The sequence below is a fragment of the Kitasatospora sp. GP30 genome (assembly GCF_029892145.1).
Classification (GTDB): Bacteria; Actinomycetota; Actinomycetes; order Streptomycetales; family Streptomycetaceae; genus Kitasatospora; species Kitasatospora acidiphila.
The window spans coordinates 11,724-33,709 of the sequence record NZ_JARZAH010000060.1; the positions used below are offsets into that span (position 1 = coordinate 11,724).

At 68.8% G+C, this 21,986-nt stretch carries 20 protein-coding genes and 5 pseudogenes; 12 read left to right on the forward strand and 13 right to left on the reverse strand.

Annotation, left to right across the window (positions count from 1 at the left end; all coding sequences use genetic code 11):
• Window positions 1-11: 11 nt before the first annotated feature.
• From P3T35_RS38370 to P3T35_RS38385, 4 genes and pseudogenes are all read right to left on the reverse strand, one after another.
• A complete protein-coding gene (locus tag P3T35_RS38370; protein WP_101383127.1) occupies window positions 12-1,685 on the reverse strand; it encodes an acyl-CoA dehydrogenase in 1,674 nt (557 codons plus the stop codon).
• Window positions 1,675-3,432, reverse strand: a complete 1,758-nt coding sequence (locus P3T35_RS38375) for an acyl-CoA dehydrogenase family protein (RefSeq protein ID WP_101383126.1) — start codon at window positions 3,430-3,432, stop codon at window positions 1,675-1,677. Before P3T35_RS38375 ends, P3T35_RS38370 begins: the two co-directional genes overlap by 11 nt.
• Window positions 3,429-3,638, reverse strand: coding sequence for a hypothetical protein (locus P3T35_RS38380; RefSeq protein ID WP_101383125.1), 210 nt, complete (start codon window positions 3,636-3,638; stop codon window positions 3,429-3,431). Before P3T35_RS38380 ends, P3T35_RS38375 begins: the two co-directional genes overlap by 4 nt.
• A gap of 114 nt (window positions 3,639-3,752) precedes the next feature.
• Window positions 3,753-3,964 (reverse strand): annotated as a pseudogene (locus tag P3T35_RS38385) (MbtH family protein).
• Window positions 3,965-4,304: 340 nt separating this feature from the next.
• Between P3T35_RS38385 and P3T35_RS38390 the strand changes: the two are divergent.
• Window positions 4,305-4,658, forward strand: a complete 354-nt coding sequence (locus tag P3T35_RS38390; RefSeq protein ID WP_280709566.1) for a histidine kinase dimerization/phospho-acceptor domain-containing protein — start codon at window positions 4,305-4,307, stop codon at window positions 4,656-4,658.
• A 79-nt stretch (window positions 4,659-4,737) separates the two neighbouring features.
• Here P3T35_RS38390 and P3T35_RS38395 read toward each other — a convergent pair whose 3' ends face one another.
• A complete protein-coding gene (locus P3T35_RS38395; protein ID WP_280709569.1) occupies window positions 4,738-5,679 on the reverse strand; it encodes a transcriptional regulator in 942 nt (313 codons plus the stop codon).
• 358 nt (window positions 5,680-6,037) lie between these two features.
• Complete coding sequence (locus P3T35_RS38400) at window positions 6,038-6,538, reverse strand: winged helix-turn-helix domain-containing protein (RefSeq protein WP_101383124.1); 501 nt, start codon at window positions 6,536-6,538, stop codon at window positions 6,038-6,040.
• 234 nt (window positions 6,539-6,772) lie between these two features.
• Between P3T35_RS38400 and P3T35_RS38405 the strand changes: the two genes are divergently transcribed.
• The 3 genes from P3T35_RS38405 (at window position 6,773) to P3T35_RS38415 (ending at window position 8,745) form a co-directional block, all read left to right on the forward strand.
• Entirely contained in the window at window positions 6,773-7,087 is a 315-nt protein-coding gene (locus P3T35_RS38405; RefSeq protein ID WP_143676962.1) for a hypothetical protein, read from the forward strand.
• 347 nt (window positions 7,088-7,434) lie between these two features.
• A complete protein-coding gene (locus P3T35_RS38410) occupies window positions 7,435-8,238 on the forward strand; it encodes an alpha/beta fold hydrolase (protein WP_101383122.1) in 804 nt (267 codons plus the stop codon).
• 120 nt (window positions 8,239-8,358) lie between these two features.
• Window positions 8,359-8,745 (forward strand): hypothetical protein, encoded by a 387-nt coding sequence (locus P3T35_RS38415; protein ID WP_101383121.1) that lies wholly within the window; start codon window positions 8,359-8,361, stop codon window positions 8,743-8,745.
• 290 nt (window positions 8,746-9,035) lie between these two features.
• Here P3T35_RS38415 and P3T35_RS40520 read toward each other — a convergent pair whose 3' ends face one another.
• From P3T35_RS40520 to P3T35_RS38435, 3 genes are all read right to left on the reverse strand, one after another.
• Complete coding sequence (locus P3T35_RS40520; protein WP_101383120.1) at window positions 9,036-11,456, reverse strand: aminotransferase class I/II-fold pyridoxal phosphate-dependent enzyme; 2,421 nt, start codon at window positions 11,454-11,456, stop codon at window positions 9,036-9,038.
• Window positions 11,456-12,475: a 4-hydroxyphenylpyruvate dioxygenase gene (gene hppD / locus P3T35_RS38430; protein WP_101383119.1), complete on the reverse strand. Its 1,020-nt coding sequence runs from the start codon at window positions 12,473-12,475 to the stop codon at window positions 11,456-11,458. Before hppD ends, P3T35_RS40520 begins: the two co-directional genes overlap by 1 nt.
• A 76-nt stretch (window positions 12,476-12,551) precedes the next feature.
• Window positions 12,552-14,135, reverse strand: coding sequence for an MBL fold metallo-hydrolase (locus P3T35_RS38435; RefSeq protein ID WP_101383118.1), 1,584 nt, complete (start codon window positions 14,133-14,135; stop codon window positions 12,552-12,554).
• A gap of 604 nt (window positions 14,136-14,739) precedes the next feature.
• Between P3T35_RS38435 and P3T35_RS38440 the strand changes: the two genes are divergently transcribed.
• Together P3T35_RS38440 and P3T35_RS38445 are read left to right on the forward strand one after the other, a co-directional pair.
• Window positions 14,740-15,636, forward strand: coding sequence for a cytochrome P450 (locus P3T35_RS38440; protein ID WP_280709573.1), 897 nt, complete (start codon window positions 14,740-14,742; stop codon window positions 15,634-15,636).
• A 152-nt stretch (window positions 15,637-15,788) separates the two neighbouring features.
• Window positions 15,789-15,947, forward strand: a pseudogene (locus P3T35_RS38445) (IS630 family transposase); the annotation flags it as partial.
• A gap of 101 nt (window positions 15,948-16,048) precedes the next feature.
• On the opposite strand, the gene P3T35_RS38450 reads toward P3T35_RS38445, so the two are convergent.
• Window positions 16,049-16,261, reverse strand: a complete 213-nt coding sequence (locus tag P3T35_RS38450; RefSeq protein ID WP_041132243.1) for an MbtH family protein — start codon at window positions 16,259-16,261, stop codon at window positions 16,049-16,051.
• A gap of 316 nt (window positions 16,262-16,577) precedes the next feature.
• Between P3T35_RS38450 and P3T35_RS38455 the strand changes: the two genes are divergently transcribed.
• The 3 genes and pseudogenes from P3T35_RS38455 (at window position 16,578) to P3T35_RS38465 (ending at window position 17,807) form a co-directional block, all read left to right on the forward strand.
• On the forward strand, window positions 16,578-17,075 hold the full coding sequence (locus tag P3T35_RS38455; protein WP_101383117.1) for a flavin reductase family protein: 498 nt from the start codon (window positions 16,578-16,580) through the stop codon (window positions 17,073-17,075).
• 43 nt (window positions 17,076-17,118) lie between these two features.
• A pseudogene (locus P3T35_RS38460) lies at window positions 17,119-17,287 on the forward strand (transposase); the annotation flags it as partial.
• A gap of 58 nt (window positions 17,288-17,345) precedes the next feature.
• Entirely contained in the window at window positions 17,346-17,807 is a 462-nt protein-coding gene (locus P3T35_RS38465) for a DUF4279 domain-containing protein (RefSeq protein ID WP_143676961.1), read from the forward strand.
• A gap of 14 nt (window positions 17,808-17,821) precedes the next feature.
• Here P3T35_RS38465 and P3T35_RS38470 read toward each other — a convergent pair whose 3' ends face one another.
• Entirely contained in the window at window positions 17,822-18,409 is a 588-nt protein-coding gene (locus P3T35_RS38470) for a winged helix-turn-helix domain-containing protein (RefSeq protein WP_101383115.1), read from the reverse strand.
• A gap of 52 nt (window positions 18,410-18,461) precedes the next feature.
• Window positions 18,462-19,100, reverse strand: a complete 639-nt coding sequence (locus P3T35_RS38475; RefSeq protein WP_143676960.1) for an IS701 family transposase — start codon at window positions 19,098-19,100, stop codon at window positions 18,462-18,464.
• A gap of 701 nt (window positions 19,101-19,801) precedes the next feature.
• On the opposite strand from P3T35_RS38475, the gene P3T35_RS38480 reads away from it, so the two are divergent.
• Window positions 19,802-20,014, forward strand: coding sequence for an MbtH family protein (locus P3T35_RS38480; protein ID WP_041132243.1), 213 nt, complete (start codon window positions 19,802-19,804; stop codon window positions 20,012-20,014).
• A 201-nt stretch (window positions 20,015-20,215) separates the two neighbouring features.
• On the forward strand, window positions 20,216-21,286 hold the full coding sequence (locus P3T35_RS38485) for a MupA/Atu3671 family FMN-dependent luciferase-like monooxygenase (protein WP_101383112.1): 1,071 nt from the start codon (window positions 20,216-20,218) through the stop codon (window positions 21,284-21,286).
• Window positions 21,287-21,407: 121 nt separating this feature from the next.
• Here the strand turns inward: P3T35_RS38485 and P3T35_RS38490 are convergent.
• Window positions 21,408-21,542 (reverse strand): annotated as a pseudogene (locus tag P3T35_RS38490) (cytosine permease); the annotation flags it as partial.
• Between P3T35_RS38490 and P3T35_RS38495 the strand changes: the two are divergent.
• A pseudogene (locus P3T35_RS38495) lies at window positions 21,535-21,927 on the forward strand (IS481 family transposase); the annotation flags it as partial. The pseudogenes P3T35_RS38490 and P3T35_RS38495 sit on opposite strands and share 8 nt — an antisense overlap.
• Window positions 21,928-21,986 lie beyond the last annotated feature (59 nt).

Consider the following 21,986-nt stretch of genomic DNA (forward strand, 5'->3'; position numbering starts at 1 on the left):
AACTCCCTCTCTCATCCCGAAACACGACGTGCGGACAGGTCGAGCAGCCGCCCGTCCTGGAAGCGCTCGACAGCGATGTCGAACAGCGCCTGCTCGGCACTCGCGCGCTCGTCCGGAGTGAGCACCGGGGCGCCACCGAGGCGTCCGGAGAGCCGGTCGAGGATCCCGAGGAGCGCCGCCTCCTGCTGACGGTCATCGCTGCGCCAGACCGCGAGCGCGGCGGCGGCGGCGAGCAGCACCGTGTACCGGTCGGCCACCGCGTAGGCCTCCGCAGAGGCCCCGATCGTGAGGTCCGAGGGAGCCAGTGCGGCGCACTGGTCGCGCAGCGCGAGCACCTCGTCCCTGAAGCGCACTGCGAACCGACCGACCGGGCTCCCAGCCGACTCGCGCTCGGCGGTCTCGGCCAGCACGCCGATCAGCCCGTCACCGGACAGCATGCCGACGGCGAGCTGGTCGAAGTCCAGCGGCGGCAGATCCGCGCCGAGGTCGAACAGCTGCTGAGCGGCGGCCGGGTCGGCCAGCCAGGACTTCCGTGCCAGCCGGGGCAGTTGCGGCAGAATCAGCACCAGGCAGGCGGAGCGCGAGATGTGGGCGAAGGTGGCCGGAGCGGCGTCCCTGACGAGCTTCTGGAACATCGCGTAGGAGCCCTCGCGGAGGTAGCCCTGGGCGCCCATGACCGCACGCAGATCCTCGAAGGCGTCCAGTACGATCCGTGACGTCAGGTACTTCACCGCCGGCGCGTAGAGCAGCGTGGCCTCCGGGGCCAGGTGCAGCGCCCGGAGTCCGACGCCGCAGAAGGCGTCGACGGCCAGCAGGTCGGCGTAGGCGCGTGCGAGGGCGGCGCGCACATAGGGCAGGTCGGCGGCGAAGCCACCGTAGAGGCGCCGCTCGTGCACGCACTCCAGCGCCAGACGCAGCGCGGTGTCCAACGGCCCGACGAGGACGGCTGGGATCACCACTCGGCTGAGCTGGTAGGCGCGCAGGGCGTTCTCGATGCCCTGGCCGGGCCGGCCGAGCATCGCGTTGCCGGGGATCGGGCAGTCGGAGAACCGCAGTCCGCCGAGTTGCACTCCGTTCATGCCGGAGCTGGGGAACCGCGGCAGATCCAGCACGCGGTCGGCCGGCAACTCGCCCCGGGTGACGAAGAACTGGCTGTGGCTGCGGCTGCCCGCGATCTCACTGGTCCGTGCGAAGAGCACCATGGCCTCGGCACGGCGCAGATTGGTGACGATCTCCTTGCGCCCGGTCAGCAGCCAGCCGTCGTCGCTCGGAACGGCAGCGCACTCGGCGTGCGCGAAGTCGTTGCCGTGGTCGAGTTCGTGGAAGGCGGCCGCGATCCGGCCGCCCCCCAGCAGGATCTCGGCTGCCTTCGTGCGCTGCTCGTGCGTGCCGGCGGACCAGATGTTGACCGATCCGAGGAGGGAGCTGAAGCCGTAGCCGAGGCCAAGGCAAGGGTCGTGTCGCCATACCACCCGCTGCACTTCGGCAAGCCGGTCGGCCCGCACCAGCCGGCCACCGTACGCGGCGGGCACGAACTCGGCGTTCATGCCGTAAGCGTCCAGCAGGCGTTCGCCCTCGGCGAGCATCTCGTGCCGCTCATCGGCGGCGAGGATGCTGGCGTAGCCGACCGGGTTGTCCGCATCCCGTAGGTCGCCGAACAGTGCGTCCAGCTTCTCAGCGCTCACGTGAGTCCTCCCCCTGCTGAAGCGTTCGCGGCGCCGGGGCCCCGAACGGGGTGATGGGCGCACCGGTGGTCGCGGCGTCGACGATGAGACGGGCCAGCGCGCCGTCGAGCCGGTCGTCGCCCAGCCCGGCAACCGGCACCGGCACCCGCAGGACCGCGGCGAGCCTGGCCAGCAGGGCGCGCAGCGCCGCCCGCACCCAGAGGCCGTCCTGCCACAGCGGTTCCGCGGCGTGCTCGGATTCACCTGTGGCCCACAAGTGCAGGCAGGCCGCACCCGCGTAGCAGAGCTCATAGGCGGCGGCCAGCTCGTAGGCGGCCATGGCGGGACGGGCGGCGGGCGCCACCTCGGCCATCCGGCCGTGCAGGTCCTCGGCCATGGCGCCCAGTGCGACGGCCTGGTCGGCGAGCCCGGTGGGGGCGGGCCGACCACCGATCGACTCGACGAGTGCGGGCAGTGCCTGCACGACGGAGCATCCGCGCCGGGACAGCATGGTCAGTGCGCCGCGGTCGACATGTCGCACCGGGCTACCGACCGAGACGGCTTCGGCCACTCCGCCCGCATCGACGGTGCCGCCGGCGAAGCCGCGGACCAACTTGGGGAACTGCTGCACCAGGGCGGCGCGGTTCACCGGGGTACTGCCGTCGAACACCGCCACGATCTGGTGGTCGCGCCACACCTTCTGGAACGCGCCGTACTCGTAGACGTCGGAGAGGAAGGAACGTGCGCCGAGCAGTTCGGCGAGCTCCCCGAGCGTGGCGTCGACCAGGGTGGGCGCGAGTGCCTTGGCGACCGCCGAGGTCACGCTCATCTCCGCAGTGAGGCTGTGGATCGAACGGCCGGCGACCAGCGAGGTCGCTTCTGCAGCCGCCAGCAGCGCGGCGCTGCGGGCCAGGACCGAGGCCGGGAAGGGCCGTTCGGCCAGCGGGCGCTTCTGGATGACGCGCGCCGCGGTGAACCGGGCGGCGAGTCGCAGCGCGTGCTCACCGGCGCCGAGGGAGATGGCGGTGCACGTCGTCCGGGTGAGCTGGAGTGCGAGCAGCACCGTCTCCAGGCCGCTTCCCTCCGGGCCGATCAATGCGTCGGCCGGCAGCAGCGCACCGTCGAACTCGATGCCGGAGATGTCGATCCCGCGGATGCCGTGCGTCCGCACCTTCGGCCGCGTCCGCCAAGTACCCGGCTGTAGCGCCGACTTGTCGACGAGAAAGAGGCTCTGACCACGCCCGGAACCTTCCGGGCCGGTGCGCGCGAGCAGAGTGAGGTGGCTCGACCGGGTGGCATTGTTGATCGGCCACTTCACGCCGTCGACGCGGTAGCCGTCGGGCTCCGCCGTGGCGGTGACGGAACCGCTCAACAGGTCTGCGCCGTGCTCCGGCTCGGACAGCGCCCAAGCAACCGGGGACCCGGACAGCACCGCGTCGGCGGTGGCCCGGGCCTGCTCCGGGTTTCCGGCGATCCACACCGGGGCCACGCCCAGGTACGTCTTGGTGTGGGCCGTCAGTGCACTGATGTCACGGCGAGCGACGGTGCGGAGGAGCCGGATCAGTTCCTCGTGGTCGGACAGCGCGCCGCCCCACTCGGTCGGCACGTAGTAGGCCGGCAGGCCGAACCCGTCGAGGCGGGCACAGAAGTCCGCGGGAAACTGCTCGTTCTCATCGAGTTCCACGGACCGGCGAGCCGTCTCATCGAGCATGCCCAGGGCTTCGTCGAGGGCCGCCTCGATCCCGGCGCCCGTGCGGGTGGCGGTCACGTGAGGTCTCCCGCCGCCAGGCGCCGCACCCTGGGGTCCAGTTCGCGCGGCGGGGTGAGCCGCACCGGCTCCGTGAAGCTGAGGCTCTCGTTGTCTTCCTCGGCGGTGCCACGGGAGACGGTGAGAGCGGCTTTCTCCGGGTGACGCGCGATCCGCGCGTCGAAGGCGGCCCCCAGGCTCTGGTAGCCGCCGAGATCGAAATCCATGCTGTTCCCCTAGGCTGCTGCTCCGTCAGTCACTTCTGTTCCGGGGTGCGGCGCACCGTTCCGGCTCCTACCTCAGCCGAGGTGCGGCCGCCTCGCGTCGCCGTCCAGGCCGGACTACTTCCTCTTCATCGCCGCGATGAGTCTCTTCGGGCGCATGTCGTCCAGGAGTTTCCGCTGTGGCCCAGGCAATCCCGGCGAGGAGCCTCACCAAGAACGGTCTGCCAACCGGCAGGAACCTCGACGAAGACCGGCCGCAGCGAATTCTGACCCTCGTCGTTGCCAAGGACCAGGTAATTTGCATCGGAATCGTCGGACAGGTTCGTCAACGTAGCGCCCTTTCTGCTGTTTTGACTACAGAGAGCGCGAAGCGCAGATCATCGGCATCGGTTGCGTCGGCATTAAGGATCATGGCGGAGCCGCCGACCACTATGCCCCAACCCTCGTCGCTCGGTAAGTGGCAGAGTGCACGCTGACCCTGAACACCCAGGTGGCACAGGGATGCTGGGATGCAAGGGTGTGCGGTGCGGCAGGGCCGGCGCCGACGTGTGGTCCCGGACGAGTGCGCGCGGGTGTCCAACTGCCGCACACCACCGGTTGAACACCCGGTCGCCGGCGAGCGGGACCGCATCGCTCGAGGAACGGGCCCGGCAGTTGTCACGCGCCTCGATGGACAAGTCCGAGTTCCTCGCCAACATGAGCCATGAGCTGCGCACCCCGCTCAACAGCCTGCTCATCCTCGCCCAGTTGCTGTCCCAGAACGCCGAGGAGAACCTGGCGCCCAAACAGGTCGAGCGCTGGAACAGGCCGGTCTGCTGGTGCTGCGGGCCGACAATGGCCGGGCCGGACCCGGCTGCCCTGCAGTCCTGCTCGGCATGGAGCTTCGTCGAGCCGGAGCTGGCGCAGCAGTGCACCGAGCGGCTCCGACAGGACCTTGCCTCCGGCAGCTGGGACGAGCGGCACGGCCACCTGCGGCAACAGCCCTACCTCAACGGGTCGCTCGTCCTGATCCGCGCCGTATGACAGCAGCGCCCCATCGGCTGCCCTGCCGGTCTGTGCCGGGCCCGCGTGCGACCGCCACGACGGGCCCGGCACTACTCGGTCAGCCGGTCGCGGCCTGGTCCACCGCGCGAACCCGCTCGTCCAGTTGCTGCGCGAACTCCAGCCAGGTCTCGGCGCACTGCCGGGCAAGGTCCACCACCAGGGTGCCGCAGTGCGTGGGCACGACCTCGGTGAGCTCGGACCATTCCTTGGCCCCCATCGCGTTCTGCTGCAGCAGGCGCAGCAGTTGGCGGCCTTCCTCCTTGTGGCGCAGCGACGGGTCGCGCAGTAGTTTCCCCAGCGCCATGGCCGGGTCGGACCGCACCAGCCGCATATGCCGGGCCACGGTCCCGTGGGTCCGCTGGGCCGGGAGCACCACGCCCATGGCGTCGTCGCCCGCCTGCTCGGTGGCCGGGATCTCCCCGGCCGCCAGCCGGCGCCGGACATCGCTGACCGTCGCCGGGGAGATCCCGGCCAGCCTGGCGACCTCGCGCAGCGAGGCCTCCGGGCGCTCGGCCAGCAGCTCCGCGGCCCGACGGCGCCCTTCCAAGCTGTTCAGCGGACGGACCTTGCCGTCCCGACCGACCCTCGCCTGCAACTGCGGTCCATCCGCGGTCTCAGCCACCTGGCGGCGAATCGCCGCCACCGCCTTGGCACCCAGCCCCGCGGTCCGCGCGATCGCCCGGTCGGAAAGGTGCGGGTGCGAGGTCACGATCCGCTCGGCTGCTGCCCGCCGGTCGGCCAGGGAGAGCGGCAGACCATGGGTGACATTCGCCTCGACCGCCTTCAGGAAGGCATCCGCACTGCTGCCGTCGAAGAACTCAACCTCGATGGCCAGTTGGCCCTTGGAGACCGCGGCCAGCAGCCGGTGGGTCCCGTCGATCACGCGCATGGTGTGCCGCTCGACCAGGATCGGCGGAAGCGGGCCGTCCAGCTCCGCCAATCTGGCGATGTGCTCCTCGTCCCGACCGCCGGTGCGCGGTGACTCTCCCAACTGCAACACGGCGGCCGGCACCACAACGGTCGATGTCAGGTCTCTAACAGTCCGCTCTCTAACAGTCCGCCTCAAGTGCTCCCCCTGATTGCTGTCGGCTCCGAGCTGGGCCCAGGCGCGTGCCGATACTCCACAGAGGCGTCGGCGAGGTGCCTGCCAGGTCCCGAGTGCTCGATCGCTCCGTATCACCGCCAAGGCTCGAAGCCGGGCCCTCAAGGACACGTCCCAGTCAAATTCCTATGCCTTGATCATGACTTCCGCTCCATGAACCGTCGAGGGGTCAACCAGTTGATCGTGTGAAGATTTTGCAAACGGTGATGTCTCAAGGATCGTCAATTGACTTGAATCAAAGACTAATTGACCAGATTCATTCCTTCACCCAACCCGTGCCCCCACCCCGTGGCACCAGTCCGTGCCGGTGCGGGCGATGGACCCACCCATGGCGTTTGAGCAACGCGGCTACACCCTGGACGGTGTAACGAACGCCAAACTGATGGAGTATCAGCAGCCTTATCCGGTCGAGTGTCCACTGCGAATCGTGCCACCCGTGCCCTGCGGCACCCTTGGCGAGTTCGTCCTCCAACTCGGTGAGCTCCGCCTCGCTCAGCAGCGGTGTCGAGGCGCCCCCCTTCGAGGACAGTGCCTCGGATCCACCCAGCAGCCACGAACTTCTCCAGCGCTGCACCGATCTGACGTGCACTCGCAGTCGCCTGGCGATGACCGCATTCTCCTCTCCCCGGGCGAACCCCTCGGCCGCCGCCCTTCGTATCTGCTCCCGGAATGCCCGCCGCCCTTCGGTCAGGCCCCCTCCCTGTGCATATCTCACAGACAGGAGGTATAGCGCCCGAAAGTAGTCGAAGGCACACATCCAGCGACATCACGCGTTCAACGCGACCTGCAGAAGGCGGGGTGCCCGCCGAGTCCCGAGTGCATCCGACCCGGCGAAGCACGGGAGGCTCTTCGGTCAAGTACCTGAGGCGCAGGGAAGTTCTTTTGGTCTCTGACTGTGTGGTGCAACATGAAAGGGCGCGGGGTCATGGCGTAACGGGCCTGCGGGCGCTCGGCGATGAGTTCCGCGGCCCGCTGCCGACTCGCTCCGCTGTTGAGCGGGCGCACCTTGCCTTCCCGGCCGATTCGTGCGTTCAACTGCGGCACCGCCTCAGCTGAACATCGCGGACTGGCCGCGACGGCCTTCGCCCCCAATCCCGCGGTCCACGCGATCGCCCCGTCCGACATGTGCGGGTGGGACTCGACTATCCGGCTCGCCTGGTCCGACGGCTTCGTCTGCCGTCTCTCCCGCTTCGCCTTCATCGCCCTTACCGTCTACGCTCAGACGCGGCTGGCCCCGGCGGGCGTGAGCGCCGCCACGGCGAGCGCGATGCTGCTGGTCGCCGTCGTCGCCGGAGTGACCGGCTGAGCCGTCCTCCCAATCCTGGCCTGGCCCGGTCTGGATCGCGGAAACCTCGGTGGGCTGGTCACCGCCAGCGCCGTCGGCCCGCACATCCACCGACCCACCCCGGCTTTCCTGCCGGCCACCGCCCTCACCCTGATCGGCTCGTCGGTCACTCTGACGTACCGTCAGGGCATCGCCGCGGCAGCACTCGACGCCGGACTCCCCACGGCCGGCGACGAACAGTTCCTGAACGGCCTTGCCAACAGCCTGGTTTGATGACCAGCGCGACGCGGTGCCAAGGTGGGTGTAGCGGAGCCGGATCGGCGGGCCGCCTCCACCTCGATTCCCTCTCGCTCAGGAGTACCCACGCCATGCCCCAGGTGAGCACCAACGGCATCCGCCTCTCGTACCAGCGCTCGGGCCAGGGCGAACCCGTCCTGTTCATCATGGGCTCGGGGGCCGCGGGCCGTGTCTGGACGATGCACCAGACTCCGGCCGTCATCCAGGCCGGCTACCAGGCGGTCGTCTTCGACAACCGGGGCATCGGCGGCTCGGACGCACCGGAGGGCAAGTACTCGCTGGCCGACATGGTGGCTGACACCAAGGGGCTGATCGAGGCGCTGGACCTCGGCCCGTGCCGGATCGTCGGGTACTCCATGGGCGCCATGATCGCCCAGGAACTGGCCATCGAGGCACCTCATCTGGTGCGCTCGGCAGTCCTGATGGCGACCAGGGCCCGGTCTGACGCGATGCGCCGGGCGATGCTGGAGAGCGAGCAGCTGATGCGGGAGAATCGCGTCCAACTGCCGCCCAAGTACGAGGCGGTCCGCACCGTCCTGGAGATGCTCTCCCCCGCCTCGCTGAACGACGACGACGCCATCCGCTCCTGGCTGGATATCTTCGAACTGACCGTCGGCGGCAGCAACACCGCCGACGGCCAGGCTTGGGTCACCCAGACCGGGGACCGACGCAAGGCGCTGCACGCGATCACGGTGCCGTGCCGGGCGATCGGCTTCGCCGACGACCTGATCTGCCCGCCCCACCTGGTCTCGGAGGTGGCCGACGCCATCCCCGGCTGCGACTTCGTCAAGATCCCCGATGCCGGACACCTGGGGCACCTGGAGCGACCGGAGGCGGTCAACGCCGCGATCACCGAGTTCCTTGACAAGTACTGACGGGCACTCCTGACAATACGGAGACCTCGCATGAGCCTGCTCGCCCGCCTGGCCGTCGACCCGGGCGCCCATGCCGGGCACCGAATCAGCGAACACTGAGTAGACATCCGGGAATTGACGGTGTCCCACGGTGCCGTGCTGGTACGCGGCCTGTCGCTTCCCAACCGAGCCGCGGCCGTGGCGGCGGTCCGCGCGGTCATCGGCGACGGCATGGCCGAGCGCGAGGGCTTCGCCCCGCGCGACTGCCACGCACCCGGGTGTACTCGTCCTCGCACTGGCCCGCCGACCAATCGCAGGCCTGCCTCGGTCAGCATCACGATGCGCACCAGGTCGATGGTGCTGATGTGCTCCAGCTCCTGGCGGATCAACGGGGCCGGGCTCGCTGTAGACGACCCGACGGGTGCGCGGGCCCAGGGCGGCGGTGAGGAGTCCGGTGATCGTCGTGAGGCGCTCCCGGCGGTCGCGGTGCCGGCGAAGCGGGTGATGGTGCCGGGGACGTCGTCGTAGCCGCGGCGGTCCGAGGAGAACCTGGTCCAGGTCTCCTCGGCCTCGTCGGGCGCCTCGACCGGCAGCGGCTCGGTGGGCCGCTCGGTCAGAGTCAGCAGCAGGCCCTACTCGGCCAGCCAGGCGTCGTCGTAGACCGAGGCCTGGTAGCGGTAGCCCTCATCCGGGAGCATCACCGCGAAGGTCCGGTCCGGGTTGCCCGCTGCCCACCACTTGGCGACCAGGCAGGCGGCACCGCTGGTGCGGGTGGCGCCCGCATGGCTGCTCCCTCGGGAGGTTCGGGCGCGGCCGGCTCAGCCTCGGGCCGTCTGGGACTGGGACTTGATGAAGTGCGCCAACCGCTGCGTCCCGTCGGCTATCTCCTGGTGCGTCAGGTAGCTGACGGACAGCCGGACGGCGTGCTCGCCACCGCCGTCCGGATAGAAGTAGGACATCGGGGTCCAGATCACACCGAACTCCTCGGCCGAGCGGATCAACGCCGCGTTGTCGGCCTGGAACGGCACGGTGAGGCTGAGGAAGAAGCCGCCGGTGGGCTCGTTCCAGCGCACGCCGAGGGCTTCCCGCTCGGCAGCCGGGAACTGCTTGGCGAGCTCCTCCAGGGTGACCCGCATGGCATCGCCGTAATACGCGGCGGTCTCGGTGTTCAGTTCCGAGGTGCGGCCGTCGGCGGCCAGCAGCATGCCCGCCACCACGGCCTGGCTCACGGCCGAGGTATTCACCGTGATCATGCTCTTGATCTTGGCGAGCTCGTCGGCCAGCAGGCCGGTGCGGCCGTCGGTATCCACCACCGTCTGGTCGGCCACCACGTAGCCGACCCGGGCACCGGGGAAGAGCGTCTTGGAGAGCGATCCCAGCTGCACCACCCGGCGGTGTCGGTCCAGGGACTTCAGCGTGGGCAGCTGCTGCCCGGGGCTGACCATCCGGTACGGGCTGTCCTCCAGCAGCAGGATGTCGTGGCGCTGTGCCAGGTCGAGCAGGTCTAGCCGAGTCTGCAGCGGCATCGTGGTGCCGGACGGGTTGGAGTGGTCGGGGATCACGTAGAACGCCCGGGGGCGGCGACCGCGGGCCCGCTCGGCCAGGATGGCCGCTTCCAGATCGGCGCAGTCGAAGCCCGACTCGCGCTCGGCCACAGCGGTCGGGATGACGTCCAGCAGTCGGGCCGCGCCGGTGATCCCCACGTAGCAGGGGCTGGAGACCAGCAGCACGTCCTCCGGTCCGGAGATCAGCGCCCGCACGGCGAGGAACATCGCCTCCTGGCACCCCACCGTGACCACGATGGACTCGGGAGCGACGTCGGTGTTCTCGTCCTTGCGCAGCGAATCCGCGATCAGCTCGCGGATCTGGCCGCTGGTCGGGCCGTACTGGAAGAGCGCGGAGCGCACCTGTCCGGGCGAGGCGCCCTGCGCCTCCAGGTGGTCCAGGTAGCGCCGCAGATGGGTGAAGATCTGCTCGGTGTCGAAGAAGCCGTCGTACGGGCGGCCGGGGGCGAACGAGATCGCCTGCGGATAGCGGGTGGTGACCTCGTTGAGGAAGTTCATGGTGTCCAGCACCGGGTCGGCGAGGCTGCTGTGCAGCTCCGCCTTGCGCAGCCCGGTGGCATGTCCGGGTGGGCCGGGCCGCGCGGCTCGTGCGGCCGCAGTGGGCTCGGCGCCGACGAGACTCGGGCCCGTCTCGGCGACCGAAGGGGTCCCGGTGAGTGCCATGGCTTCGACCAACTCCTCGATGATCAGCTCCAGTAGGTGCGCCACGCCGTTCTCGCCACCGACTGCGAGGCCGTGCAGCACCGGACGGCCCAGCAGCACCGCGTCGGCGCCCAGTGCCAGGGCGGCCAGCACATCGGCGCCGCGGCGGATGCCGCCGTCGACCAGCACCGGGCACGCACCGCCGACCGCCGCGGTGATCTCGGCGAGTACCTCCAGGGTGGCCGGAGCACCGTCCAGTTGGCGGCCGCCGTGGTTGGAGACCACGATCCCGTCGACCCCGGCGCGCAGTGCCGCCCGGGCGTCGACCCCGCTCAGAACTCCCTTGACCAGCACCGGGAGTGAACTGATCTCACGCAGCCAGTCGATGACCGACCAGTCGAGCGCGGGGTCGAACTCGGTGAGCGCGTGTGCGCTCGGGGAGGCGTAGTCGCCGCCGGTGAGGTTGGCCGGCACCATCCCGTCCGGCAGCCGGAAGTCGTTGCGCAGGTCGCGCAGTCGGCGGCCGAGCCGGGGGGCGTCCACGGTGAGCACCAGCGCCTCGAAGCCGGCCCGCTCGGCCCGTTCCACCAGCTGCCGGGTGGTGGAACGGTCCCGGAAGCAGTACACCTGGAGCCAGAGCGGCCCACTGGCGGCCTCGGCGATGGACTCGAAGGTCCGGCCGGCGAAGGTGCTCACGACCAGCGGCAGGCCGGCCCGGCCGGCGGCCCGCGCGGTGGCCACCTCGCCCTCCGGATCAGCCAGGGTGTGGTAGGCCATCGGCGCCACCGCTATCGGCACCGGCCAACTGCGCCCCAGCACCGTGGTCTTGGTGTCAGGCGCCCCGGATCCGGACAGCGCCCGCGGCCGCAACCGCACCCGGTCGAACGCCGCCAGATTGGCCGCCAGGGTACGCTCCTGGCCGGAGCCACCGGCGATGAAGTCCCAACTCCCCTGATCGAAACGGACCCTGGCGGCTTCCTCGTAGTCCTCCAGGGTGAACAGGCCAGTGGTCTCGGGGCGTTCGGTACCCATCACGAAGTCAGCCGATCGCGCTCCACCGCTTCGTACAGGGCGCGGATGTTGGCGCTGCCGAAGCCGCGCGAACCGTCGCGCTGGATGAGCTCGAAGAAGAGCGTGTTGCGCGGGTAGGGCGAGCGGGTGAAGACCTGCAGCAGGTCACCCCACTCATCGCGGTCGGCCAGGACTTTGGTCTCGCGCAGCTCCTCGACCTGGGCGTGCAGACCACCGAGCCGCTCACCGAGCACGTCGTAGTAGCTGTCCGGTGTGTCGAGGAACACGACACCCCGCTCACGGCACTCGTGCACCGTGGTGATGATCTCAGCGGTGCGGAAGGCCAGGTGCTGCACCCCCTCGCCGCCGTTGCGCTCCAGGAAGTTGTCGAGCTGCCCGGGCTCCTTGCCGGGGTCCGGTGCGACCAGGGTGAAGATGGCACTTCCCGAGTCGCTGCGCACCACGATGGAGTCCATCGCCTGGGCACCGACCGCGACGTACTCCGAGGAGTAGCGGGAGAAGCCGAAGGCATCGCGGTAGAAGTCGGCGTACTTCTCCAGGGTGCCGCCCCCAAGGCAGACCGCGATGTGGTCCAGGCCGGTGACCCGACCGGTTGCCGCCGTCGCGGTGACCCCGGGTGTGGGAGACCAACTGCGGTTTGCCGGAAGGCCGTTGACCAGCGAAACAGTCGGCAGCAGGGTGTGCACGACATCTCCGAAGCCGGACACGACCGGCAGGCCCTGCGGGGAACGCGTCACCGTGGCGCCGGCGGAGGCCGCCGCCACGGCGGTCGCCGCCACGTCGTCACAGGTCAGCGCGATGTCGGCGATGCCGTCGCCGTGCTGCTCCAGGAACCTCACGATCCCCCGCCCGGAGGTGACCACCAGGCGAACCTCACCCTGCTGCAGGAGCACCGAACTCCGCTCCGGCTCAACCGAGTCGGCCACCCGGGTGAACCCCATGGCGGACACGAAGTAGTCGACGGTCGTCGCCTTGTCTCTCGTGTACAGCTCAACATAGGCGATGTCGTGCGCAGCCATGGAAGTACCTCCGACAGGGGCTGGGAGCGGAATTCGGTGAGGGGTTCGCCTGGGGCCTGCGGTCAACCTCGGCTTGCTACCAGCGCCACTCCTGCTGCTTGAACAGGTGGCCGGCCGGGATGTCGCGCTCCTTGCACCAGCCGAGGAAGTCCTCGATCTGCTTGATCTGGTACGTGTCCGGGGTGTAGGTGGTGGCCATCACGTGACCCAGCCAGTCCTCCTCGCCCATCGCGTAGACGTAGGCCTCCTTGGCGCCCAGCTCGACCATGATCGCGGCGGCCTGCTCGGCGTTGGATCCGGACAGCTTGCGGGAGTTGCTCATCTTCTTGGTGACCGGGATGGTCAGCAGTGCCTGGTAGAGCCAGGTGAGCGGGGCGCCGTCGCACTCCATGCCGAGGAAGGCCAAGTCGGCGGTGCCCAGGTGGCCCTTGACGTAGCGGTAGAGCTTCGGGTCGATACCGGAGGAGTCGGCGCCGATGAACACCTTCTTGCCCGCCAGCTCGGCCCAGTAGGTCGACTTGGCGCGGATGTCCAGGTCGCAGTGCTCGCCCAGGAACGGGGTGGCGGTGATCTTGCCGCCCGGGAACTCGACCTCGTCGAAGTCGTCGACCTCCACCACCTCGAAGCCCTGGTGCTTGAGCATCAGCGCGATCGACGGGTCGGCCAGGTTGCCGCGGGAGTAGCGCGGGCAGACGATCTTGCCGACCCGGCCGCGCAGCTGCAGCAGGGTCTCCATGACGATGTGGTCCTGGTGGCCGTGGGTGATCAGCACCAGGTCGATGTAGTCCGGCAGGTCGTCCAGCGTGTAGCGGTCGCCGGCGTCGCTGTCCGCGCTGATGAACGGGTCGGTGACGATGGCGGCTTCGGGCGTCTGCAGCACCAGGCAGGCGTGGCCGAAGTAGCGGATCCGGCCACCGGACTCGATGTGGCGGTCCTCGTTCAGGGCCGGGGTCTCGCTCAGCATGGTGCGCAGGACGGCCGCCTGCTCGTCGTTCAGCTCCAGGGCCTCACGCAGGTGGGCCAGCGTGGTCGGCTTGACACGGGCCTTGAACAGCTCCGTCAGACCGGGGTGCCGGAACGGGATGCCCAGCTCCAGCACGTCCTCGGAGGGCAGCCGCGGGGTACTCAGGATGAACGGGCGCTCGATGCCGGTCTCGAAGGAGAGCTGCACCGACTGGCGCGACTCCTGGTAGTACGGGCTGTGGTAAAGCACCGGCTCCATGAAGCGCAGCTGCGCCTGGTTGTCGGTGTCGTAGGCCAACTCGACCAGACCACCCAGCTCCTCCGGCAGCTTCGGGTAGAGCGGGGTCAGGTCGAAGCCGGTGGCGTTGGCCCGCAGGATCTCCTGACCGGCGGCGATCGCCTCGGCGAACTTCAGCATGTCGGCCCGGTCCCGCTTGATGGCGGCGAGCAGCTCGCGCACCTCATCGGCGCGCTCCTCCGGGATGTTGATGAAATAACCGCCGCGCAGCTCCGGGTTGTTGCTGGCCGCGACATGCACCTGCGGGGACTGCAAGTATGACTCGAGCAGCGGGACATGCAGGAACGCCAGGTTCATCGCCGCCTGCACCGGCGCCATGGTGTGCGGCTGGGCGACAAACCTGTCCACCAGCGGCTCGATTATGACCTTGGACCGCAGAAACAACTGCTCATCAGTCATCTGCACTCCTCCTCCCCAGGGAAAACGACACCATCAACAGGGCAGCCGACGATTCGGCGTACCTCAGCCCGGAATAATTCCATCCGGCCAGGGAACATAGCCTCCCAGTGCTGAAGAGATCAACATGCCTCAATGACTCGGGACACCGCTCGGCAGCGGTGTTCAAGTGCGCCTTCGCGGCACTTGAACAGGCCGCTCGGACGACCTGGAGCGGGCGGCTCGGCAAGCCTTGACGCTGTGCGAAACAGCATGCCACCGTGAAATCAACCCTTAGACCCCTGCGAGGCATCGCGTGCAAAGCAAGCCGATCGAGCCGCCACCGCTTATCAACCTGGTCGATCCAGAACTCTATTCACATGGCGACCCTTTTGTGCAGTGGCGGTGGCTGCGCGCCAACGACCCGGCCCACTGGCACGAACCGGCCGAACTGCCCGGCTACTGGTCGCTGACCAGGTACGAGGACGTGCGAACCGCCTACCGCGATCACGAGACCTTCAGCTCCGCACACGGAATCCTGCTGCGGCCCGCCGACCACGGAGTCGACCCCGGGGGCGGCCGCACCCTGGCCCTCACCGATCCGCCGCGCCACCGCCAACTGCGCGGCGTGGTGGACGAGTGGTTCACCGTCCGGTCGGTCCGGACACTCGAGGAGGAAATGCGGGACATTGCCCGCGCCGTGGTCAGCGGCGCCTTGGCCCAGGAGTCCTGCGACTTCGTCACAGAAATCGCCGCGCGCATTCCGCTGTATGTCATCTGCAAGATGATGGGCATCCCAGAGTCGGACTGGCAGTATCTGTACGACCTCACCAGCAAGGCATTCGCCGATGGCGACCCACTGGCCCGCCGATTCGCCCACCTCGACATCATGGGGTACTTCGAGAATCTCCAGGAGGAGAAGGCGGCGGATCCGGGCGACGACCTGGTGAGCGCACTCGCAACCGCCGTCATCGACGGTGATCGGCTCAGTCCGGACGACATCATCCTGAACTGCGACAACCTGCTCGTCGGCGGCACCGAGAACACCCGGATCTCAGCGGCCGGCGGTATGCTCGCCTTCCTTCAGCACCCCGAGCAGTGGGACATCCTGCGGGCGGACCCGAGCCTGCTGCCGTCCGCCGTCGAGGAAGTGCTGCGCTGGACCTCGACCGCTACCCACATCATGCGCACCGCGACCAGGCCGATCGGGATCCACGGCAAACGGATCGAGCCTGGCGACCGCGTGGTGTTCTGGCTCCCGTCGGCCAACCGCGACGAGACGGTGTTCGACGATCCGGACCGCTTCGATGTGCTGCGCAAGCCGAACCGGCATCTGGCGCTGGGCTTCGGCGAGCACTTCTGCCTCGGCAGCGTGCTAGCCAAGTCCGAACTCCGGCTTATTTTCGCCGAGTTGCTCAACAGCAGGGTCGACATCGAGCTGGCCGGAGAGCCGAAACTGCTGGAATCGATCGTCGTCAACGGCCCCGAGTCCCTGCCGGTCCGCCTGACGCCGCGGGGCGCGTGACCCGATGTCCACCTCATCGTCCGGGGACCGCCGCGACCGGCCGACCTCGGTCCTGGCCGGCCTCGGCACCTGCCTGCCCAGCACCGAGATCGACAACGCCGCGCTGGTGGCCCAGCTGGACACCACCGACGAGTGGATCCGCATCCGCACCGGCATCGCTGCGCAGCCTGGCCGACCTCGCCGTGGTCGCCCTCGACCGGCTCGAAGCCCTCGTCCGCAACCGGCTCAAGCGCCTGCAGTACCGGCCCGAGATCCTCGACAACTTCATAGCCGGCACCGGCCTGACCCTCGACACCCCAACGTCACCCTGACTAGCCGAAGTCAGTAAGGAGTCGGCGCCCGGTCGCGGCACCCCCGAAGGCCGCTTCCACAAGGGGAGCGGCCTTCGGGTGCCGACGGGGGTGTAGGCCGATCAGCTCTGGGCCATCGCAGCGATCAGGCTCTTGGGGCGCATGTCGGTCCAGTTCGCCTCGATGTAGTCAAGGCACTCCTGCCGCGCAGCCTCGCCGAACACCGAGGTCCAGCCGGCCGGCACCTCGATGAAGACCGGCCACAGCGAGTGCTGGCCCTCGTCGTTGACCAGGACCAGGTAGTTCGCGTCAGGGTCCTCGAACGGGTTCGTCATCACGTCGCCCTTCCTGCGGGCATGATGTGGACCGTCCGGTCCCACCGCGACCCACTATGGCCCAGGGTGCCGAGTCGGAGTCAAACAACCACCGCACCGAGCACGCCGTGGCCCCGATAATCCGTCCAACTGCGGCCCGGCACCGGTTGAACAGGGCACTTCGCACCATCTGCGGTCGGTCTTGATCCACGTCGCGCATGGTGCCAAGGTGGCCGCGGCGGAGCGTGCCAGTCTGACCGGCAGCGCCCGGTAAGCCACCCGGCGGCGGTGGGATCCAGCCCACCGCCACCTCCCTCTCAGGAATCTGGAGGCATGGATGTCCGTCGCACCCGAGGAGTTCACCCGGACCATGGCGCGGGTGCCGGGCCCGGTCGTGGTGGTCACCACGGTAGATCGCACGGGGCGTCGCTGGGGGTTCACCGCCAGCTCGTTCAGCTCCCTGTCGATCGCTCCGCCGCTCGTACTGGTCTGCCTGGGCAAGTCCGCCAGCACCCATGTGGCCTTCGCAAGCGCAGACAATTTCATGATCAACGTACTTGCGGAGGGGCAGGCCGACATCGCCCGGCGCTTCGCCTGTTCCGGAGCGGACCGTTTCGCGGCCGGGGACACGCTGCCGATGGACTTTGGACTCCCGGGTGTTCCGGACGCGGCGGCCCGAGTGGCCTGCTCCATGGACCGCGTCGTCGACGGTGGGGACCACTCCGTCCTGATCGGCCGGGTCGAGGCGGCCTTCGCAGGGGAGGACGCCCCGCTCGTCTACTGCGACCGCTCCTTCCAACGACCGGAGGCCTTGGAGGTGGCCAGGTACGTCTGAGTGGGTGTTTTGGCATGGCTGATCCTGTAAATGGCCTGTGGTCATGTCGCTTTCCGGCGCCCGATGGGCCCTCATCGAGCCGATTCTGATGGCATGGAGAAAGGCCCGGCTCGACCGCCGGCCGACCGGCCAACCTGGCGAGGGTCGACCTGCGCGACGTCTTCAACGCGACCCTCTACGTCAACCGCACCGGAATCCCCTGGAATTACCTGATGGGGTGCTCGGAAGAACTCGCTGGCTTTGGACGGTGCTGGCTGCGATCGTGAGGATGTGCCAGATGATCTGACGATGCAGCCGCCGATGCCGGATACGAAGTGGTCAGCCGGGTCGTTGCGGATCACAAGCCGCACGATCAGCGCCGCCGACATCTCGGCTCGGCTCGGGATCATCCCAGATCAGCAGTTCGAGCAGGGGAGCCTGACGAGCCCACGCAATCCGAACAGCCTCCGGCGGGAGGCGAGCGTGTGGATCCGAGGGAGCGGTCTGGGGAACGACCGCTGGCTGGATGAACATGTTGCGGCCCTGCTGAGCTTGGTCGACGGGCACCGTGAAGAGCTGCTGCGGCTATCAGCCGACTGCGATCTGGTGTTGTTTCTCGGCTTCGGGAGTGAGGACGGTCAAGGGGGCTGTGTCTTGCCAGCGCGCATGCTCGCAGAGATCGGCGCTCTGGGAGTCGATGTGATTCTGGATCTTTATCCGCCGACACCGGAGGTTGCGGCCATCGAGATGTGACCGCCGCAGCCCAATCAGCCGTCCAAGGCGAGGCCGGTGCCGGCGAGGCACCCATCGACCAGGTGCGGGCGATATTGGATCTGCTTGAGCTTGTGCTTGACGGCTCGGGTGAGCTGACCGAGGTTGGCTGCGGCGAGGTTGCCGATGTCGCACTTGACCAGCGACCAGATGCCCTCCTGCGGGGCCCGCCGGGCCGGCTGCTGCCGTGACCAGCCGTGCCGTTTCAGCAGCCGCCACGTGCCCTCCACCGTGTAGCTCACCTGGAACAGGCGCCCGATCAGCGCCTTCACCCTGGCCAACGCCCATCGCTGATCCGTCCAGCCGTGGACCAGCGGGCCGCGCTCCAACTCCCGCTCCAGCCTGGCGATCTGTCGATCACTGAGTCGCGGCCGCCCCGGAGATCCCTTCGACAGAACCCCAACCTCACCGCGCTCGCGCCACTGCCGACGCCATCGCTCCACCGAGCGCTCGCTCACCCGCAACGCGGCAGCGATCTCCCGGTTCTTCTCTCCGCCCTCGAACCGTTCCACGGCCTGCAACCGGACCCGCTCCCGTGCGGCCCTCCCAGCGTCGGTCAGCCCGCCACCCTGCGCGTATCTCACAGCACAGGGCTACCGAATCCGGCTGCCCGCTGTCAGGCAAACGGCCCCGACATCACCCCTCGTTCTTCGCCGCCTGGAAGGTCTCCTCGATCGCCCAACGGGCCCCGGCCGCACGGACGATGTCCACCAGCGGGGTGTCGATGGGTGTATGCACCAGGTAGTAGGCCTGCTCGCCGTCGACCAGACTCCGACGGATCAGCAGCGCGTCGTCGAACCCGTCGACCTGGCCGGGCAGCATCACCAACGCCCAGGCGTACTCGCGCAAACCATGGGCGCCGTCGCCGGCCGAGCGGACCTCCCAGACGCGGTCCGGCAAGATCGCCGCGAGCGTGCGCGCGTTCTGCCCTCGCGGCCCCACCCGGCGCTCGGCGGCGATCGCCAGCACGAAGCTGAGCCCATTGTCCACCAACCAGCCCCGCAGAACCGGATCCTGGCCGTAGACCTCGTCGCCGGTCACCCAACGGAACGGCACCTTCGCGGCCACCGCGCGCTCCAGCATCGCCCGAGCGAACGCGGGCTTGGTGGCGAACCTGACCTCCTCGCCAATCCGGGCATCCGCCCGGCGGGCCGGGTCCTCGGTCCACACCGTGGGCAGGTACAACTCCCGGTCGATCAACGCCCGCCCGGCACCGGAGGCGTAGGCGAGGAACATGCCCGCCTGGCAGTTGTCGATCTTCCCCGAGGTTCCCACTGCCGTTGCACCCCGGCGGAACGGACGCCCTTCTTGATGAACCCTGTCTCTTCGACGATCAACACCCCATCGGGCGAGCCGAGATGCTCCAGGACGAAGCTGCGGACCTCGTCGCGCACAATGTCGGCGTCCCAGTCGGCCTGGTTCAGCAGCCGCTGCATTTCATCCGGACACCGCTCACCGGCCTGCTCGGCCAGCGTCCACCCGTTCTTCCGTTCTTCCGTTCGAGTGGCGCGAGTAGGCCTCGCAGATACTCCAATGCCCGATAACGCGGCTCCGACCTGCGGAAACAACGGCCGATCCGAGCATGTAAACCACCCAGACCCGCAGCCCAGGCCTGCACTTCATCAACCGTGACATCCCCACCCATGACCAGCTCAACGAGCAACCCGCCAGTCACATCAACTGCGGCTGCAGTACTAATCCCCCCGAATGAACCAACAGATGGGTGGCTTCAAAAGCTGACGAGACTGGCACGCTCCGCCGCGGCCACCTTGGCACCATGCGCGACGTGGATCAAGACCGACCGCAGATGGTGCGAAGTGCCCTGTTCAACCGGTGCCGGGCCGCAGTTAGACGGGTTATCGGGGCCATGGCGTGCTCGGTGCGGCGGTTGTTTGACTCCGACTCGGCACCCTGGGCCATAGTGGGTCGCGGTGGGACCGGACGGTCCACATCATGCCCGCAGGAAGGACGACGTGATGACGAACCCGTTCGAGGACCCTGACGCGAACTACCTGGTCCTGGTCAACGACGAGGGCCAGCACTCGCTGTGGCCGGTCTTCATCGAGGTGCCGGCCGGCTGGACCTCGGTGTTCGGCGAGGCTGCGCGGCAGGAGTGCCTTGACTACATCGAGGCGAACTGGACCGACATGCGCCCCAAGAGCCTGATCGCTGCGATGGCCCAGAGCTGATCGGCCTACACCCCCGTCGGCACCCCCGAAGGCCGCTCCCCTCGTGGAAGCGGCCTTCGGGGCTGCCGCGACCGGGCGCCGACTCCTTACGGTCGGATTCCCACGACCGGCGGGATCCGGCCCGCCGGGTGGTCAGGCGCGGCGACCCGGCGTCCTCCTTCACCCAACTGCACACCACGTGCACACGATCCGGAGACGCGGATGGACTTCAGCCTCTTCTACTTCGCCAACAACGACACCGAGCAGCAGGACTGCTACCGGCTGCTGCTGGAGGGCGCGCGCTTCGCCGACGACCACGGCTTCACCGCGGTGTGGACCCCGGAGCGCCACTTCCACGCCTTCGGCGGGCTCTACCCCAATCCCGCGGTCACGGGCGCCGCGGTCGCCGCGGTGACCAAGCGGGTGGCCGTGCGGGCCGGCAGCGTGGTGGCACCGCTGCACCACCCGATGCGGATCGCCGAGGAGTGGTCGGTCGTCGACAACCTCTCCAACGGGCGGGCGGGGGTGGCGATCGCCTCGGGGTGGAACGCCGCCGACTTCGCGCTGCGCCCGGAGAACTACGAGACCCGCAAGAGCGCGCTGATGGACACGGTCGACACGATTCGCCGGCTGTGGCGGCGTGAGTCGGTCGAACTCGTCGACGGCGCGGGCGAGTCGGTGTCGCTGAAGGTGTTCCCGCCGCCGGTTCAGCCCGAGCTGCCGCTATGGCTGACCACCGGCGGCTCCCCGGCGACCTTCGAACTGGCCGGACGGCACGGCCTGGGCGTCCTCACCCACCTGCTGGGCCAGGAGGTCGGGACGCTGGCACAGCGGATCGCCAAGTACCGGGCGGCATACCAGGAGCACCAGGGCGACGGGGGGCGCGCCCACGTGGCGCTGATGTTGCACACCTTCGTAGGCACTGACCGCGAGGCCGTACGGGAGACCGTGCGCGAGCCGTTCTCCCGCTACCTCGCCAGTTCCTTCGACCTGCTGGTCAAGGCTGCCGAGGCCGCGGGAGCCGACGGCGCCGCGATGACGCGGCAGCTGAAGAACGTGAGCGAGGAGGACCGCCGTTTCCTGGTGGCCCAGGCCTTCGACCGGTACTTCGAGACCAGCGGCATGTTCGGGACCGTCGAGGATTGCATGGCTATGCTCAAGCAGCTCGCCGACGCCGGCGTGGACGAGGTCGCGTGCCTGGTGGACTTCGGCGTGGCGACCGACCAGGTCGTGGACGGCTTCCAGCACCTCGCCCGGCTGCACGACACCTGGCGTGCGCACACCGGGCGCTGAGGGCGCCCGTGGGCCGACACAATTGTCCCTGGGGCGTCTGAGGCCCCGGGACACTGTGCTGGAGACCGCCCGCCGTTGCAGACGGGGCACGCTGACCGGCAACCCCTCAGCCCGCCGCCACGGCCCGGTCGTAGGCCGGACTGACCACATTGGCCGCGATGTTGACGGACAGCGTCGCCACCAGCACTACCAGCAGCGCGAAGAGCGTGCCGGCGACGTTGTCCAACTTCGCGGCGAGCACAATCGGATCCCAGACCCGCACCGAGCGACGGATCATCAACGTCCGCGTCCTGCGCCGCTGGGGCCCGGCCCGCATCGCCTTCCTGCTGCGACTCAACCCCGCCACCGTGCACCGGCTCCTGACCCGCTACCGACTCGCCCGCCTGGCCCACCTCGACCGCGCCACAAGTCGGCCGATCCGACGCTACGAGCACAGCGCGCCAGGCGACTTGATCCACGTCGACATCAAGAAGCTCGGCACCATCACCGACGGTGACGGCCACCGGGTCCTGGGCCGCCAACCGGTCGCAAGACACTTCACCCGGGCCGGCATCACGGTCCGGCGCGTCATGACCGACAACGGCTCCTACAAGCGAACCCGGCCCTACCGACCGCAGACCAACGGCAAGGTCGAACGCTTCAAGTGCGCCACGAGGCGCTCTGTCGTATCCCCGACATAACCGGGAGGAAATCGAGAGGA

Coding starts and splice junctions, on each gene's coding strand:
- P3T35_RS38450 (WP_041132243.1), bottom strand. CDS start 16,261: ATGACGAACCCGTTCGAGGACCCTGACGCGAACTACCTGGTCCTGGTC.
- P3T35_RS38390 (WP_280709566.1), top strand. CDS start 4,305: ATGGACAAGTCCGAGTTCCTCGCCAACATGAGCCATGAGCTGCGCACC.
- P3T35_RS38410 (WP_101383122.1), top strand. CDS start 7,435: ATGCCCCAGGTGAGCACCAACGGCATCCGCCTCTCGTACCAGCGCTCG.
- P3T35_RS38455 (WP_101383117.1), top strand. CDS start 16,578: ATGTCCGTCGCACCCGAGGAGTTCACCCGGACCATGGCGCGGGTGCCG.
- hppD (WP_101383119.1), bottom strand. CDS start 12,475: ATGGCTGCGCACGACATCGCCTATGTTGAGCTGTACACGAGAGACAAG.
- P3T35_RS40520 (WP_101383120.1), bottom strand. CDS start 11,456: ATGGGTACCGAACGCCCCGAGACCACTGGCCTGTTCACCCTGGAGGAC.
- P3T35_RS38485 (WP_101383112.1), top strand. CDS start 20,216: ATGGACTTCAGCCTCTTCTACTTCGCCAACAACGACACCGAGCAGCAG.
- P3T35_RS38400 (WP_101383124.1), bottom strand. CDS start 6,538: ATGTGTGCCTTCGACTACTTTCGGGCGCTATACCTCCTGTCTGTGAGA.
- P3T35_RS38380 (WP_101383125.1), bottom strand. CDS start 3,638: ATGGATTTCGATCTCGGCGGCTACCAGAGCCTGGGGGCCGCCTTCGAC.
- P3T35_RS38480 (WP_041132243.1), top strand. CDS start 19,802: ATGACGAACCCGTTCGAGGACCCTGACGCGAACTACCTGGTCCTGGTC.
- P3T35_RS38435 (WP_101383118.1), bottom strand. CDS start 14,135: ATGACTGATGAGCAGTTGTTTCTGCGGTCCAAGGTCATAATCGAGCCG.